The organism is Gilliamella bombi, assembly GCF_900103255.1.
Classification (GTDB): domain Bacteria; phylum Pseudomonadota; class Gammaproteobacteria; order Enterobacterales; family Orbaceae; genus Gilliamella; species Gilliamella bombi.
In genome coordinates this window covers 38,893-53,911 of record NZ_FMWS01000067.1, presented here as the reverse complement: position 1 = coordinate 53,911, position 15,019 = coordinate 38,893, and the positions used below count along the sequence as shown (strand labels likewise).

Annotated in this window: 16 protein-coding genes; 8 read left to right on the top strand and 8 right to left on the bottom strand. The window is 33.7% G+C overall.

Features of this window, described 5'->3' with window-relative positions; all coding sequences use genetic code 11:
• Positions 1-188 precede the first annotated feature (188 nt).
• Positions 189-611, top strand: coding sequence for a hypothetical protein (locus B9N71_RS11535; RefSeq protein WP_051634391.1), 423 nt, complete (start codon positions 189-191; stop codon positions 609-611).
• Positions 612-711: 100 nt separating this feature from the next.
• On the opposite strand, the gene B9N71_RS11530 is transcribed toward B9N71_RS11535, so the two are convergent.
• The 4 genes from B9N71_RS11530 to metC form a co-directional block, all read right to left on the bottom strand.
• Positions 712-1,071 carry a hypothetical protein gene (locus tag B9N71_RS11530; RefSeq protein ID WP_085166021.1) on the bottom strand — a complete coding sequence of 120 codons (360 nt, stop codon included), beginning with the start codon at positions 1,069-1,071 and terminating at the stop codon, positions 712-714.
• A 203-nt stretch (positions 1,072-1,274) separates the two neighbouring features.
• Positions 1,275-1,634, bottom strand: a complete 360-nt coding sequence (locus tag B9N71_RS11525; protein ID WP_065589740.1) for a hypothetical protein — start codon at positions 1,632-1,634, stop codon at positions 1,275-1,277.
• A 392-nt stretch (positions 1,635-2,026) separates the two neighbouring features.
• Positions 2,027-3,346 carry a tRNA lysidine(34) synthetase TilS gene (gene tilS, locus B9N71_RS11520; RefSeq protein WP_085166020.1) on the bottom strand — a complete coding sequence of 440 codons (1,320 nt, stop codon included), beginning with the start codon at positions 3,344-3,346 and terminating at the stop codon, positions 2,027-2,029.
• A gap of 62 nt (positions 3,347-3,408) precedes the next feature.
• Positions 3,409-4,590: a cystathionine beta-lyase gene (gene metC, locus B9N71_RS11515; RefSeq protein WP_085166019.1), complete on the bottom strand. Its 1,182-nt coding sequence runs from the start codon at positions 4,588-4,590 to the stop codon at positions 3,409-3,411.
• A gap of 120 nt (positions 4,591-4,710) precedes the next feature.
• Here metC and B9N71_RS11510 point away from each other — a divergent pair, with 120 nt between their 5' ends.
• Positions 4,711-5,328 (top strand): 4'-phosphopantetheinyl transferase family protein, encoded by a 618-nt coding sequence (locus tag B9N71_RS11510; protein ID WP_065605920.1) that lies wholly within the window; start codon positions 4,711-4,713, stop codon positions 5,326-5,328.
• 50 nt (positions 5,329-5,378) lie between these two features.
• Here B9N71_RS11510 and B9N71_RS11505 read toward each other — a convergent pair whose 3' ends face one another.
• Complete coding sequence (locus B9N71_RS11505) at positions 5,379-6,152, bottom strand: tyrosine-protein phosphatase (RefSeq protein ID WP_085166018.1); 774 nt, start codon at positions 6,150-6,152, stop codon at positions 5,379-5,381.
• 103 nt (positions 6,153-6,255) lie between these two features.
• On the opposite strand from B9N71_RS11505, the gene pepB reads away from it, so the two are divergent.
• Positions 6,256-7,536, top strand: coding sequence for an aminopeptidase PepB (gene pepB, locus B9N71_RS11500; protein WP_085166017.1), 1,281 nt, complete (start codon positions 6,256-6,258; stop codon positions 7,534-7,536).
• Positions 7,537-7,596: 60 nt separating this feature from the next.
• Here pepB and B9N71_RS11495 read toward each other — a convergent pair whose 3' ends face one another.
• Positions 7,597-8,163 carry a peptidylprolyl isomerase gene (locus B9N71_RS11495; protein ID WP_085166016.1) on the bottom strand — a complete coding sequence of 189 codons (567 nt, stop codon included), beginning with the start codon at positions 8,161-8,163 and terminating at the stop codon, positions 7,597-7,599.
• A 316-nt stretch (positions 8,164-8,479) separates the two neighbouring features.
• Between B9N71_RS11495 and B9N71_RS11490 the strand changes: the two genes are divergently transcribed.
• From B9N71_RS11490 to robA, 3 genes are all read left to right on the top strand, one after another.
• Positions 8,480-9,130, top strand: a complete 651-nt coding sequence (locus tag B9N71_RS11490; RefSeq protein WP_167370108.1) for a phosphoribosyltransferase family protein — start codon at positions 8,480-8,482, stop codon at positions 9,128-9,130.
• 117 nt (positions 9,131-9,247) lie between these two features.
• Positions 9,248-9,823: a Fe-S biogenesis protein NfuA gene (gene nfuA / locus B9N71_RS11485; RefSeq protein ID WP_065626402.1), complete on the top strand. Its 576-nt coding sequence runs from the start codon at positions 9,248-9,250 to the stop codon at positions 9,821-9,823.
• A 96-nt stretch (positions 9,824-9,919) separates the two neighbouring features.
• Positions 9,920-10,837, top strand: a complete 918-nt coding sequence (robA, locus tag B9N71_RS11480) for an MDR efflux pump AcrAB transcriptional activator RobA (RefSeq protein ID WP_065561029.1) — start codon at positions 9,920-9,922, stop codon at positions 10,835-10,837.
• 65 nt (positions 10,838-10,902) lie between these two features.
• On the opposite strand, the gene trpR is transcribed toward robA, so the two are convergent.
• Together trpR and sltY are read right to left on the bottom strand one after the other, a co-directional pair.
• Positions 10,903-11,184 carry a trp operon repressor gene (trpR, locus tag B9N71_RS11475; RefSeq protein WP_208610500.1) on the bottom strand — a complete coding sequence of 94 codons (282 nt, stop codon included), beginning with the start codon at positions 11,182-11,184 and terminating at the stop codon, positions 10,903-10,905.
• Positions 11,185-11,195: 11 nt separating this feature from the next.
• Positions 11,196-13,133, bottom strand: a complete 1,938-nt coding sequence (gene sltY, locus B9N71_RS11470) for a murein transglycosylase (protein WP_065626325.1) — start codon at positions 13,131-13,133, stop codon at positions 11,196-11,198.
• Positions 13,134-13,295: 162 nt separating this feature from the next.
• Between sltY and iscR the strand changes: the two genes are divergently transcribed.
• Both iscR and B9N71_RS11460 read left to right on the top strand, forming a co-directional pair.
• Positions 13,296-13,751, top strand: a complete 456-nt coding sequence (gene iscR, locus B9N71_RS11465; protein ID WP_065589729.1) for a Fe-S cluster assembly transcriptional regulator IscR — start codon at positions 13,296-13,298, stop codon at positions 13,749-13,751.
• A 38-nt stretch (positions 13,752-13,789) separates the two neighbouring features.
• Positions 13,790-15,004: an IscS subfamily cysteine desulfurase gene (locus B9N71_RS11460; RefSeq protein ID WP_065626326.1), complete on the top strand. Its 1,215-nt coding sequence runs from the start codon at positions 13,790-13,792 to the stop codon at positions 15,002-15,004.
• The last annotated feature ends 15 nt before the right edge of the window (positions 15,005-15,019 follow it).

Below are 15,019 nucleotides of genomic sequence, written 5' to 3'. Positions count from 1 at the left end.
CCATGTGAGAGTAGGGTGCCGCCAGACTTTTAAATATAGAGAGCCCAGCAGTCATGCAGGGCTTTTTGCTTTCTACACAAAACTTATTTGTAGTGTATTTCTAGTTTATTCGATGTTTATTATACGTTTTAACAATAGGTGTTCTCGCTGATGGTATTGGTCGTAATTTATAAAGATAGGTTATGATAATGAATGAAGAATGGGAACCTATATTTCAAATAGAGTTAATGGATATCATTAACAGTCTAAATATCAAAAAATTGCATGTTGGCTCATCTGATTCACTTATTTATGAAATAATGGGAGAGCCAGAATTAGCTGTCACAAGACTGAATAGAAAATCAAAAATATTTAGTCATCTATATGGCAATGTCAATATTCTCTCTGAAAATAACATGGTAATAAGTATAAATATTGATATGCATTGTTTTAGAAAAAAAATGGTAGTTCTTGGTAGAATAAATAGCTGGAAACTTGATACTTGGTTAGAGTTATCAAAAATAAAAGATTGGCGTGTAAATAAATTTTGTGATGTGGTTCGACTTGAAGGAAAAGGAATAGTTATTTGTTTATTACCGAATGGAGAAGTAGGGATGATTTCTCTTTGTTGAATGGTTTTTAATCACTGATGTTGAGTAGTAATTTGCGAAAATACTGTAATGAATATTGGAGTTTGTCGAGGTAAATGTGTACATAGAGATCATGTGAAAATTATCGCTTGCTGAGTGGAGTAACGTCAAAAGGAGACCAAACTGGCTGTTCCCATTGTATGAAGTTATTAGTTAGAATTTCTTTTATGTAATTTTCAAATTTAGAATTAAAGTATTTATCAGATATTATTGTTATTTTAAGAGTATAATGTTCATCACATAATAACTCACTAAGCCTATCAATTTTGTCGATAACAGCAATACTAAAATAATCCAATTCCGCTCTGGCAATATAACGACCTTTTTCATCTTTACAGGATAATTTACATTTAAATGCTAGTTCTATCTTAGTCAGCATTTCTTCAAATGAATTATTACTATCAATAAGTACAAAAGTTAACCATCTTTCATTTATTTTCATAACTCTATTATCCTAGAAAAATTTAATGCTAAAATATTAAAAAATAAATATTATTTACATAAAATGTAGAAATTGTTTACGTGTTATCCGAAGTAATTTGTAATGAATATGCATAAAAAACAAAATTAGCGTCTTATTATAAACAATAGATATGATGTTTATATCATAAAGAAGAAATAACTGCTACTGATTTGATTAAACGCTTATCGCTTGCTGAGTGGAGTAACGTCAAAAGGAGACCAAACTGACTGTTCCCATTGTATGAAGTTATTAGTTAGAATTTCTTTTATGTAATTTTCAAATTTAGAATTAAAGTATTTATCAGATATTATTGTTATTTCAAGAGTATAATGTTCATCACATAATAATTGACTAAGCCTATCAATTTTGTCGATAACGGCAATACTAAAATTATCCAATTCCGCTCTGGCAATATAACGGCCTTTATCATCTTTACAGGATAATTTACATTTAAAAGCCAATTCTATCTTAGCCAGCATTTCTTCAAATGAATTATTATTATCAATTAATACAAAAGTTAACCATCTTTCATTTATTTTCATAACTCTATTATCCTAGAAAAATTTAATCCTGAAATATTAAAAAACAAATATTATTTACATAAAATGTAGAAATTGTTTACGTGTTATCCGAAGTAATTTGCAATGAATATGCATAAAAAAACAAAATTAGCGTCTTATTATAAACAATAGATATGACGTTTATATCATAAAGAAAAAATAACTGCCACTGATTTGATTAAACGCTTTATGGTCAGTTATCCGACTATTTATAACTAGCCTAAGAAAGCCTGATTGAAGCTTTTTATTCCTTTAATCTGTAAGAATGAATGTTCTTAAACCATTATTTATAGCTAGTCAAAGTTGAAAAATCCATCAAAACTAAATTAAGTCAGCAAGCTAAATGCTATAACAAAACCTATTAGGGGATAAACTTATAGGTTATTCTTTACAAGAATAAAACCGATTTGTGTTCCTTTTCCTTGTTCGGTAACAAATGCGCCAACTGCGCAAATCAGTTGTTCGTTGTAGTAAATTAGAGGGATTCGAGTTCGCATCCATGGTGGAATATTATGCTCTTGCCATAGTTTTTTTATTGATCGTGAACCATGGCGATTAACAATTTGAAATTTTCCTTGAGCATGGAATCTAACGGTGATTTTTTCATCTGCTTGTGGTAAGCGGCAACATAAATCAGTTTGATAATTAACTTGTAATTCGCCAACATTATCTGGAAGTGTTAATGGCAACGCTAAATCCCAGTTTAGGATTTGCTGTTCAATATCTTGATATAATGCTAACAAATAAAGTTGATTTTGATAACGGCGAACTTGTTGGTTATTAAAGATAAATTTCGGATTAGCATCTTCTTTTGCTAATGCAACGGTTTGCCAAATTAATGTTATTTGTTGGCGTGTTGGCATATTAATATGATTGTGTTTAAACCACATGCGTAAAATTGCATTTCGTTTATACTCGGAATAGTCCATTAATGGTGCAATAGCCAGTTGATTTTGTTCGGTGATAACTTGTTTAAATTCTACCAATAATAACTCATTAATTAACGTTTCTTGTTGTTGACATAATTCCGCACTGCGTGCAACCATTTGCGAAAAATGTGGCCAGCGTTGATTAAGAATTGGTAAGACTTTTAAGCGTAAAAAATTACGGTCGTAGTGATCATCTTGGTTGCTTTCATCTTCTATCCAATTGAGTTGATGTTTATTCGCATAGGTTTCAATTTGTGATCGTGATATTGTTAATAAAGGTCGAAGATGTTGTTGATTTTCCCTTGGCATTGCGGACAATCCCGCAGGTCCACTACCACGTTTCAATGCCAAGAAGAAAGTTTCACATTGATCATCAAGATGTTGAGCTGTACATAACGTTTCATCATCTTTTAGATGGTGATATATAGCTTGGTAACGTGCATTTCTAGCTTGCTCTTCAATATTACCCGCTATGGGATCAAGTCTGACTTTTTCAATAATTATTGGAACTTGCCATGTTTGGCATTGTTGCCTGCAATGCGTTGCCCAGTTGTCAGCATTGCTACTCAAACCATGATGAATATAGATCGCTCTTAGTTCTAAATTTGGTAACAATTGCTGTTTAAGCTTAACAAGCACGTGCATTAATACCGTTGAGTCAACACCACCACTATATGCAACCAGTAGCGCTTTGTGGTGTTTTATATTATGAAAAACTGTTTGATTTATTATTTCGTCACACGTGATTTGGTTTTGATTATTCATCTTCTACTTAATTATGCTAAACTAAACATTCGTAATGCATTGGTTTTATATAGATTCATTTTTTATAGCTTGATTCTGTCTAAACCAGCAGCAAGATCGGCGATTAAATCATCGGGATCTTCAAGACCTATATGAAGACGAATTAAAGTTCCTTTAAAATCAATACCAGATACAGGTCTAATTTTTGCTAGTTCTTCGGGTTGATTGGCTAAAATTAATGATTCAAAACCACCCCATGAGTAAGCCATTGAGAAATAAGTTAAGTTATCAATAAAATCAGATAATTGCTCGTCAGTTAATCGATCTTTGAGTACAAAAGAAAATAATCCACTTGCACCTGAAAAATCACGTTTAAAAAATTCATGCCCCTTACAACTTTCTAATGCTGGGTGATTGACGGTAGCAACTTTAGGATGATGAGCTAACCATTTTGCTACTTTTATGCCATTTTCGTGGTGTTGCTTTAATCGTATTGCTAATGTTCGCAATCCTCGTGTGGCTATATAAGCGGTATCCGCATCGCACATTTGTCCCATTAAGTAAGAACGTTCGCGTAATTTTTCCCAACAGCGTTTGTTAGCAACAGCAGTGCCTATCATGGCATCAGAATGACCGATTAGGTATTTTGTACCTGCTTGTATTGAGATATCAATATCATGATCTAATGCTTTAAATAATACGCCGGCGCTCCATGTATTATCGATCATAATAATAATTTCTGGATTGGCGCTGCGAATTGCTTTAACCATTGAAGGAATATCATGAATTTCCATCGTAATGGAACTTGGTGATTCTAAAAATACGACTTTGGTATTGGGTTTAATTTGATTTGTAATATTGTGCCCCACTAATGGCGTAAAGTAATCTGTTTCAACACCAAAATTTTTTAAAATTTGCTGACAAAATTCTTGAGTAGGTTCGTAAGCGGCTTCAGACACTAATATATGATCGCCAGCTTGGACAAAAGCTAAAATAGCATTAGCGACGGCAGCTGCGCCACAAGGGTATAGATAGCAACCAGCTCCACCTTCGATTTCAACCATCGCATCTTGTAGCGCAAAATGAGTTAATGTACCACGGCGTCCATAAAATAATGCACCATTAGCACGGTTTTTGGTTGCTTCTTTTTTTGTTTCAATTGAATCAAAAACCAATGATGATGCACGTTGAATAACCGAATTAACAGCGCCTTGTGTATAACGCTTTTTACGTCCTGCATGAACTAATTTTGTTGGTAATGACATAATGATACACCCTTGCTACTATTTATTAAGGTTGATATTTTTATTAATTTTGATAACAGTTAGCATAGCATGCTGTTAGAATAGTAAAAAATAAATTTTATTAATATTTTCTTGCCAATTATGCTAATTGTTCAACTTGCTTGTCTTAAGGATGCTGACATTGATTTTTCGCTGTTGCCTCAAACGCTTCTTGATGAAGCGAATAATTTAAGTGGCCAACGTAAAAAACAGTTTTTAGTTTGCCGATCAATTTTGGCTCATTTGCTTAAACAATACTGTGATATTTCGATGTTACCTGTTATTAAGGTTGGAGATAATGGTCGTCCCTCTTTTTTAGAGCCACACTTACCAGATTTTAATATTAGTCATAGCCAAGATTGGGTAGCAGTTGCGATTTCGTTAGTAGGTAAGGTTGGTTTAGATATCGAAGTTGCACGTCCACGAAAAAATTATTTGAAAGTAGCTAAAAATTTTTTTGCTGATGACGAATATCAATGGATGACTAAACAAGATGATACATTAAGAGCCTTTTGGCAACTATGGACATTAAAAGAGTCTGCATTAAAGCTTTATGCTAAAGGTGTTTGGCAAATAAAATCGGTTAACGTCGACTTAAAACAGCAGATGATTATGGCACCTTTTGCACAAGAATTTTATTATCAATATCGTCAAGTGGATAATGTTCATCTGTCGGTGAACAGCAATCAACCGATCTCTAAATTAATTTTGTTGTCTTAATACAATGTTTTTCCATTATTTATTATGGTGCGATAATGGCTTGTTATTTATTAAACCAGATAGATATCTTGAATTCTTTTTCTATTAGTTTCGTTTAATTGATATTCCTGTGATAACCAATTGTCAATTGTACCGTGACGCGTTTTAATTGCATTCAGTGCCGCAGTTAGATACTCTTTTTTGGCGGCAAAAATTAATTTGCGTTTTTCAAACTCATCAGGCGTCATTTTATGTTGATATTGGCTTAATAGATTTTCACGATAATCTGACAATAGCTGTTCTGTTAGTAAATAATCTTGCATGACAGTTTCTTCACTAACACCCAAAGCAAACAATGTTAATGCAACGCCAACACCTGTACGATCTTTACCAACAGCACAATGTTGTACCAATGGTCTACCTTGTGAGTTTAGTAGGATTGAGGAAAGTTTTTGATATGCTGTGTTATTAAATGGTAGTAGCTGGTAAAGCTTAATCATAAAATCAAATGGAGCATTTTTTTTAAGTGTTTGGTGAGCATTGCCTAGATCACTTGTTAAACTTGCGGTGATCGTATTACTTAACGGATTAGCTGGTACATTAATATAATGAGTATTTTGCCATAATTTATCTGGATTTCGCTTAATTTCATCAGGATCGCGATAGTCTAAAACGTAGTGCAGATTTAGCTGATTAGCTAAAAAAGATTGCTCTTGTTGTGTAATAAGCGAGAATGCGCCTGAGCGGTATAGTAGGCCCGATCGAATTTGACGTCCATCAATTGTTTTGATTCCACCTAAATCACGAAAATTAATCCCATTTTTTATTGGTACAACTGATGCCATAACCCGTCCCTATTTATTTTTAACTTTACTTGCTATATTAACATGTTTCTGATTAGAATTAACTCATTGTTATGTTGTTTATCAATTTTTTGAGGTTTTTACTATGTCGATGTTATCTGTTTTACTAACTGATAAACCTGCACCAAAACAGTGGGGAAAAGATGCATTACTGAGCTTTTCTAACGAGGCGATTACTATTCATTATAAACCGGAACATCGCTTAGGGGCGATTCAACGTGCAGGTCGAAAGTTAGATAACCAAGGAATAAATTCGGTTAAACTAAGCGGTGAAAATTGGGATATCGAAGCTTGTTGGCATTTTTGGTTGGGCTATCGTAATGCCAAAAAAAGTACAAAAGTAACTTGGTCAGAACTCAACACCAAAGACAAACAAGAATTGAAACATCGTATAGAAATTATTGATTGGTGTCGGGATATTATTAATGAACAAGCTGAAACATTAAGTCCTGTTGAGTTAGCCACACGAGCAGCTAAGTTAATTAGCACTTACTCATCTGCTGTGACTTACAACATCATTTCAGGTGAAGCTTTAAGAGAGCAAGATTATATGGGCATTTATACGGTTGGAAAAGGTTCGGATCGGCCAGCGGCTTTGCTTGAACTAGATTATAACCCAACCCAAAATCCTAATTCACCGATAACAGCCTGTTTAGTTGGTAAAGGTATTACCTTTGATTCAGGAGGATATAGTTTAAAACCAAGTAATTTTATGGAGTCAATGCGCTCAGATATGGGTGGGGCTGCGTTAGTAACAAGTGCATTAGCATTAGCCATTGCGCGCGGTTTAAATCAACGTATTAAACTTTATCTATGTTGCGCCGATAATTTAGTCAGTGGCAATGCGTTTAAATTAGGCGATATTATTCGTTACCGTAACGGTAAAACGGTTGAAGTTGATAACACTGATGCAGAAGGGCGACTAGTTTTGGCTGATGGTTTAATTTGTGCTGATAATGACCAGCCTCATTATATTATTGATTGTGCAACACTGACTGGAGCGGCTAAGATTGCGGTGGGGAATGATTATCAGTCATTACTTTCGTTTGATGATAAATTTGCTAGCCAATTGTTAGCTAGTAGCGATATTGAGCATGAAGCTTTTTGGCGATTACCATTAGCCGACTTTCATCGTTCGCAATTCCCATCATCATTTGCTGATATAGCAAATTCAGGTATACCTAATACTGCTGGGGCAAGTACTGCTGCGGCTTTCTTATCGCATTTTATTAAAAATTATCAAAAAAATTGGCTACATATTGATTGTTCTGCAACATTCCGTAAAAGCGCCACAGCTTTATGGGCAACAGGGGCAACAGGTATTGGTGTGAGGACAATTGCTAATTTACTTAGTCAGCTTAAATAAAACAAAAAACCACTTTTAAAAAGTGGTTTTTAAAGTGGTTTTTGTTAACAAAGTGCAATTTTAATCATTTTTAATAACAATTGCTTTTTTGATATAAATAGGCTCAACTGGCACATTTTGATGTGGTCCCATGCGTTTAGTTGGGACACTAACAATTTTATCAACTATATCCATCCCTTTAGTTACTTTACCAAATACAGCATAACCATATTGTTCAGGTGATTTGTAATTAAGGAAATCATTGTTTACTACATTGATAAAAAATTGACTGGTTGCGCTGTTTATTTCACTTGTTCTTGCCATTGCAATGGTGCCACGATCATTTTTTAATCCATTGTCTGCTTCATTTTTAATTGGTGGGTTATTGTCTTTGAATTTTAGTTGATCATCAGCGCCACCGCCTTGAATCATAAATCCAGGAATTACGCGGTGGAAAGTTAAATTTTCATAAAAACCACTGTTAACATAATCAAGAAAGTTTTTAGTGGTAATTGGCGCATGTTCGCTGTCTAGTTCAATCTCAATATCGCCCATACTGGTTTGTAATAAGACTTGAGGAGTAGCTAAGGCGATAGTTGAAAAAATTGTTAGCAATAATGTTAAAATTAATAGTTTGATTTTTTTCATATTAATAAAATCTCTTTCCATTTGAATTGACTGATTATACCGAATATTAAGCTAATTTAAATAGCAATTATGCAAAATCGGATAATTTTTTGTGCTGTATATCGTATAACAATTTAATTATATTTAATTAAAAAATTGATTGGTCTATTTTATTAATGTTAACCTGATTTTAAACATTGATAAGATAAGGAGTTATAAAAAATGTTTTTTATAACTCCCTTTTTTATACTAACCGTTTTTATACTGAAACATAGTGTAACCTGAAACTTTTTTACAAATAAAACTATTAAATTTTATGCGATGTATTTTGTGTGATATGCCTTTATTTCTATCTCATCATGGCATTTGTAGCCAATGTGTTCAAAATATACCTAAATTTAATAAAGTCTGCCATCAATGCTGTTTACCACATTCTTTATCGACTGATATATGTTATCGGTGTCGTGCAAAGAAACCTTATTGGGATGAACTTATTGCTGTTTCTGAGTATGTTAATCCTTTAAAAAAATTGATTCATCATCTAAAGTTCTACAACAAAATTGAATTGAGTACTGCATTGGCAAGATTGATGTTTTTGGCTTGGTATCAACGGCGAGAAATCGATGCGTTAATTAAGCCCGATTTGGTCACTTGTGTGCCATTGCATCATTTTCGTTATTGGTCTCGTGGTTTTAATCAAGCTGAGTTATTGGCAAAACCGATTGCAAGATGGTTAGATTGTGAATTTTATCCTTATTTACTATCTCGAACGTCAAATGTACAAGATCAAAAAAAACTATCTCTTACAGAGCGAATCGCTAATGTTGAAAAGCTTTTTACATGCCATCAAAATCTTTCACATAAATCAGTAATGCTTATTGATGATATCGTTACAACAGGTAATACGATTAATGCAATTAGTCAGCAACTAAAAAATTGTGGAGCAACGAATGTTTATGTTGTTTGTTTATGCCGTACAGTATTGTAAAATCCTAAACAGCCCCTATAATAACCAAGAAAGTTAGTCAACTATTATTATTAATATATTATAAATGATGTTAGGTTTGTTTATTACCTAACTACATTAAAGTGAGGGGTTATGTCTATTATCACTATTTCTGAATCAGCTCAACAGCACTTTAAAAAATTGCTTGCTAATCAAGCCGATGGAACACAAATTCGAGTATTTGTTATTAACCCTGGTACTCCAAGTGCGGAATGCGGTGTTTCGTATTGCCCTGCTGATACTATAGAAGATAGCGATATAGAAGAACGGTATGCTGATTTTTCAGTTTATATTGATGAAATTAGTGCGCCATTTTTAGAAGAAGCTGTCATTGATTATGTGACTGATGAATTAGGTTCGCAGTTAACATTAAAAGCACCAAATTCAAAAATGAAAAAAGTAGCTGATGATGCACCTCTTATTGAGCGTGTTAATTACGCAATTCAAGCACAGGTCAATCCGCAATTAGCTAGCCATGGTGGCCATGTTAGTTTAGTGGAGTTGACCGAAGATAATTATGTTGTTTTACAATTTGGTGGGGGGTGTAATGGTTGCTCAATGGTTGATTATACTTTGAAAGAAGGTATTGAGAAGCAATTAATGGCAGAGTTTCCCGAACTCGCTGGTGTAAAAGATATTACTGAACACCAAGCTGGAGCTCATTCTTTTTGCTAATAATGGCAGAAAATAATTTTTATTTAAATCTTGCTTATTGCTGGGATTGAGTCATAATCGGATAACGTTTGCCATTTGACATTCTGATGGGGTTTTATGAATCAAGTTAGTATTATTTCAGATCTTATCGTTTGGATTGAAAAAAATTTGGAACAACCATTATCTATTGATCATGTTGCACAAAAATCAGGTTATTCAAAGTGGCATTTACAACGTATGTTTAAAGAGGTAACTGGTCAAGTTCTTGGTACTTATATTCGACATCGTCGTTTAACTTATGCTGCGCTTGCTTTACGCATGACAAGTAAGCCTATTTTAGATATTGCGATGCAATATCGTTTTGATTCTCAACAAACATTTACTCGTTCTTTTAAAAAACAATTCAATGAAACTCCAGCAAGTTACCGACGAGGAGATATTTGGGATCCTACAGGATTAACTCCTGCTATTGAGCTTAATAAAAACCGGTTTTCATTGCCTGAGCCAAAATTTGTTAATATGCCTCAAAAAACGTTTTGGGGTATCACCTTTAAAAATAATTGCAATTTGAGTCAATTATTAGATGAAGAAAATAAACTAAGATCACAATTTTTTCATAATTATATATCTCGCTGTGGCAATACATGTGAAAACTTGCCAGATAAAATTTATGCTTTTAGCCGTATATTGAAAAGCAAAGATAATGCTAATGAACAAGAGCTTTTTTATACAATTGCTTTAGATCAGAATAATAATTTAGAGCATATTGAGCAGATAGTTAATGAAGGAGGATTGTATCTTTGCTTTAGATATATTGGTTCTCCTGATGAGTTTGGCGATTTTATTTCACAAGTACATTTAGCTGCTATGCCAGCATTAAAGGTACGCTTACGTTGCTCTAGTTGTGTAATTGAGATTCATCATAATCTTCGTGATGACTCTGTCGAATCGTTTAAGGATATTAAGCATATGGAGTGTGATTATTGTGTGCCGGTTGTTGCTGATAGTGACGTCAATATCCAATCAAGTTTATAGTTAATCATAGTTATAATATGATATAAAAATCTGCTATTAGATATTGACTAAATCATTTAATTATCCTAGTTTAATAAAACCTTTTCTAACCACTTTTTAAATTCTGGAGTTGCTTCTTTTAGGCTATTAGATCCTCTTGTTACTGTTGCAATACCAATTTTTAGTTGCTCTTTAAGTTGGCGTTGATTGATTGAACCATCAAGTAATGAATGTACGATTTTAACTCGAGTAATTAAAGCATCTCGCTCATCGGCAGTCATTAGTAATTTTAATATATCCAGTGAATAACCATCGTTAAATGCTTGGTGTAATAATTCAACTGTTTGTTGCCATTCGTTAGTTTTCATTATAATCACCATTAATATTGTTTATTAAATTCATTTGAACTAAGAAAATTGACATTTTTTTGCCCTAAGATTACTTGATAAATATAATCATATACCAATACGTTTTTGACGTAATTACGTGTTTCAGTAAACGGTATACTATCGATAAATGCTACTGCATCAAGTTTTCCGTTACTCTTTTTTAGCCAGCGCTTAACATTATTTGGACCAGCATTATAAGCGGCTGAAGATAATATACGATTTTTATCATTTTGTAGATAAGCAGTGTTTAAATAGGTAGTGCCTAACTGTATATTTGTTTGAGGATCAAACAATTGTGCTGATGAAATATAAGTTAATGAATTAACTTTTTTAGCTGTCTCTTTTGCTGTAGCTGGCATTAATTGCATTAATCCACTGGCGCCGACAGGTGATTTGACAGTAGTATCAAGTGCACTTTCTTGGCGAGAAATAGCTAAAGCATAAGATAAACCAATAGCTTTATCTTTTAATGCATTGTTATATAAATCTTCGTACATAATAGGCAAACGCTCTGTCCAGTTATTCCAGAGTTTGCCTGCAATGGTTGCTTGAATACTAAGATCCCCCCACCCTTTTTGTAAGGCATATTGAGATAATGCTAAATATTCATTCTTATTTTTTTGATTATTTAACATATATCGCCATTCGTAGCTTGATTCTGAAAGCATTCCTAAATAACGTAATTCGTTAATTCTTTTTACATAGGGTTGATTGTCGTATTTGCTTTTTAAGGTTGATATTTCTGATGGTGTAATCTTTGGTGATTGGTTATTGATCGAATAAGGTTGATTAAGAGTTTGTGCACTTATCATGCCATAAAACCCACGTTTGGTTGTGAGTGTTTGTAAAATTTTGTTAGCTTCACTTTTTTTATCATTATTTAATAAAACTCTAGCTTGCCAATATTGCCAGTCTTCTTTTAATTGATCTTCTGGTGATAGTTGTGCTATCCAATAAGCGATGTCTGTGAAGTTATAGTTATCGATAGCAAGGCGGATACGTTTTTCAACTAATGTTGTATCGTGGTATTTTTCAATATAGCTATCACGCCATTTAATTTGTTCATCTGTTGCAGAATTTTTAAAGTAGCTGTTAGCTAAACTTTTTTGTAATGCTACCTGCTCTGCTTTACTTAAAGTTTGCTGTTTAACTAATTTTGGTAATAATGCTGCAGCTAAATTCATATCAGCTTTTACTAAGCGAGGGAATGATGATAAGACAACTTTTTTAGTGAAAGAGCTAGCTTTAATATTTTTTGAAAAATCTTCTAATTTTTTAGGATTATTAAGAACAGCTAGTAAATTGATTTTTGTTGTTTTGTAGTTGTCATCAAGTAAATTAGCTAGGTGTTTGGCTAATTTTAAATTATTTGCATCAATAGCAAGTTCGATACGTAATAGTATTAAATTAGCTGTCCGTTTACCTGCTTGAGCCCAAGCGTCAAGTAATGGATCGCATGCAGAAGGAAGTTCTTTGCCTGTCATCCAAAGAGATTCAACAGAGCTAAAAGCAACCTCGTTATTTCCTTGTTGTAGTAATGCATATTGATAACGACAGTTAGAGAGTATGGAGTTATCTTTTGGGAACGAAACGATTGAATTCCAATCTTGACGATTGCTTAATTCGGTTAAATAAGATTGTGTCAATGAAGCTGTTAGCGGAAAATCATTATATTGATTGACAAAATTGCTTACCATTTGTGGTGAAACGATTTTAATATTACTCTGAAAAAACTGTACAGCAGCATAAGGATATAATGGGTAATCTTTTATGGTAGAGAGCAATGTTTGCTGTTCTTCAAAGTTAAGTGATTGATATGAATTAAGCCATTTTTGATAATTTTCTCGTCCTTTTAGAGAACTATCTGCGTAAATGTTACCTGTGGACAATAGGCTAATTATCAAAAAATAACGTAATAGTAATTTCATCCTTTAACTCCCATGTGAATTTAGTTTATTAGATTAGCATATTAAGCTATGATTCGTCGATAATGAACTGCGGTTTAATTCCTACTAAAACACTCAACTAAATACTTGACTAAATCGAAAGGATATATACAATATGCATACACACATATAAAGGAATGCTCAATGAAACTGACATCAAAAGGGCGATACGCGGTGACAGCAATGCTTGATGTTGCTTTACATGCAGATTCAGGACCGGTATCACTAGCTGATATTTCAGAACGTCAAGAAATTTCACTTTCTTATCTTGAACAATTGTTTGCTCGATTACGAAAAAATGGTTTGGTGCGCAGTGTTAGAGGCCCTGGTGGCGGTTATATACTGAGTCGTTCTATGGATCAAATTGCTATTAGTTCAATTGTTAAAGCTGTCGATGAAACAGTGCATGCGACAAAATGTCACGGGCAAGATGGATGTCAAGGCGGTGTTAGATGTTTAACCCATACACTGTGGAATGATTTAAGTGAACGAATTGAGGACTTTTTAACTAGCATTACATTGAGTGAATTGGTCAATAATAAAGAAGTTAAAGCTGTTGCTAGCCGACAAAGTAATATACAACACGTTCAAATTAATTAATAAAAATAGAATACAGAATTTTTCATTGGGAGTAATTAATGAAACTACCTATTTATATGGATTATGCAGCGACAACGCCTGTAGATCCTAGAGTTGCTGAAAAAATGATGCAGTATTTAACGCCAGACGGTATATTCGGTAACCCAGCATCTCGTTCCCACAAATTTGGCTGGCAAGCTGAAGAAGCCGTTGATATTGCCCGTAATCAAATTGCCGATCTTATTGGTGCTGATTCACGCGAAATTGTCTTTACGTCAGGGGCAACTGAAGCTGATAATTTAGCAATTAAAGGTGCCGCTCATTTTAATCAAGCCAAAGGTAAGCACATTATTACTTGTAAAACTGAGCACAAGGCTGTGCTTGATACTTGCCGCCAGCTTGAGCGAGAAGGTTATGAAGTAACTTATTTAACGCCAGAATCCGATGGGATCCTTGATCTTGATAAACTTGCAACGGCTATGCGTAGTGATACAACCGTTGTATCAATTATGCATGTCAACAATGAAACGGGTGTAATACAAGACATCGAAAAAATTGGTGAGATGTGCCGTGAAAGAGGCATTGTTTTTCATGTTGATGCAACCCAGTCTGTTGGTAAATTACCAATTGATGTAGCTAACTTAAAAGTTGATTTAATGTCATTTTCTGGTCATAAAATTTATGGGCCAAAAGGTATTGGTGGGCTTTATGTAAGGCGTAAACCGCGTGTTCGTATTGAAGCTCAAATGCATGGCGGTGGTCATGAACGAGGTATGCGCTCTGGTACTTTACCTGTGCATCAAATTGTGGGCATGGGTGAAGCGTATCATATAGCTAAACAAGAGATGGTTACTGAAATGCCTCGTTTATTGGCTTTAAAAAATCGTTTATGGGATGGTTTAAAAGACATTGAAGAGGTTTATTTAAATGGTTCTTTGGAGCACAGTGTGCCAAATATCTTAAATGTGAGTTTTGCTTACATTGAAGGTGAATCGTTGATGATGGCTTTAAAAGATTTAGCTGTTTCATCTGGTTCTGCATGCACATCTGCGAGTTTAGAGCCGTCTTATGTATTACGAGCATTAGGGCTTAATGATGAGCTGGCTCATAGTTCAATTCGATTTTCTATTGGTCGTTTTACCACAGAAGAAGAAATTGATTATGTCATTAAATTAATCAGAGAATCTATTGGGAAATTAAGGGATTTATCGCCTCTTTGGGAAATGTTTAAAGATGGCGTTGATTTAACAAAGATTAAATGGTCAGCACATTAAAATTGGGAGTAAATT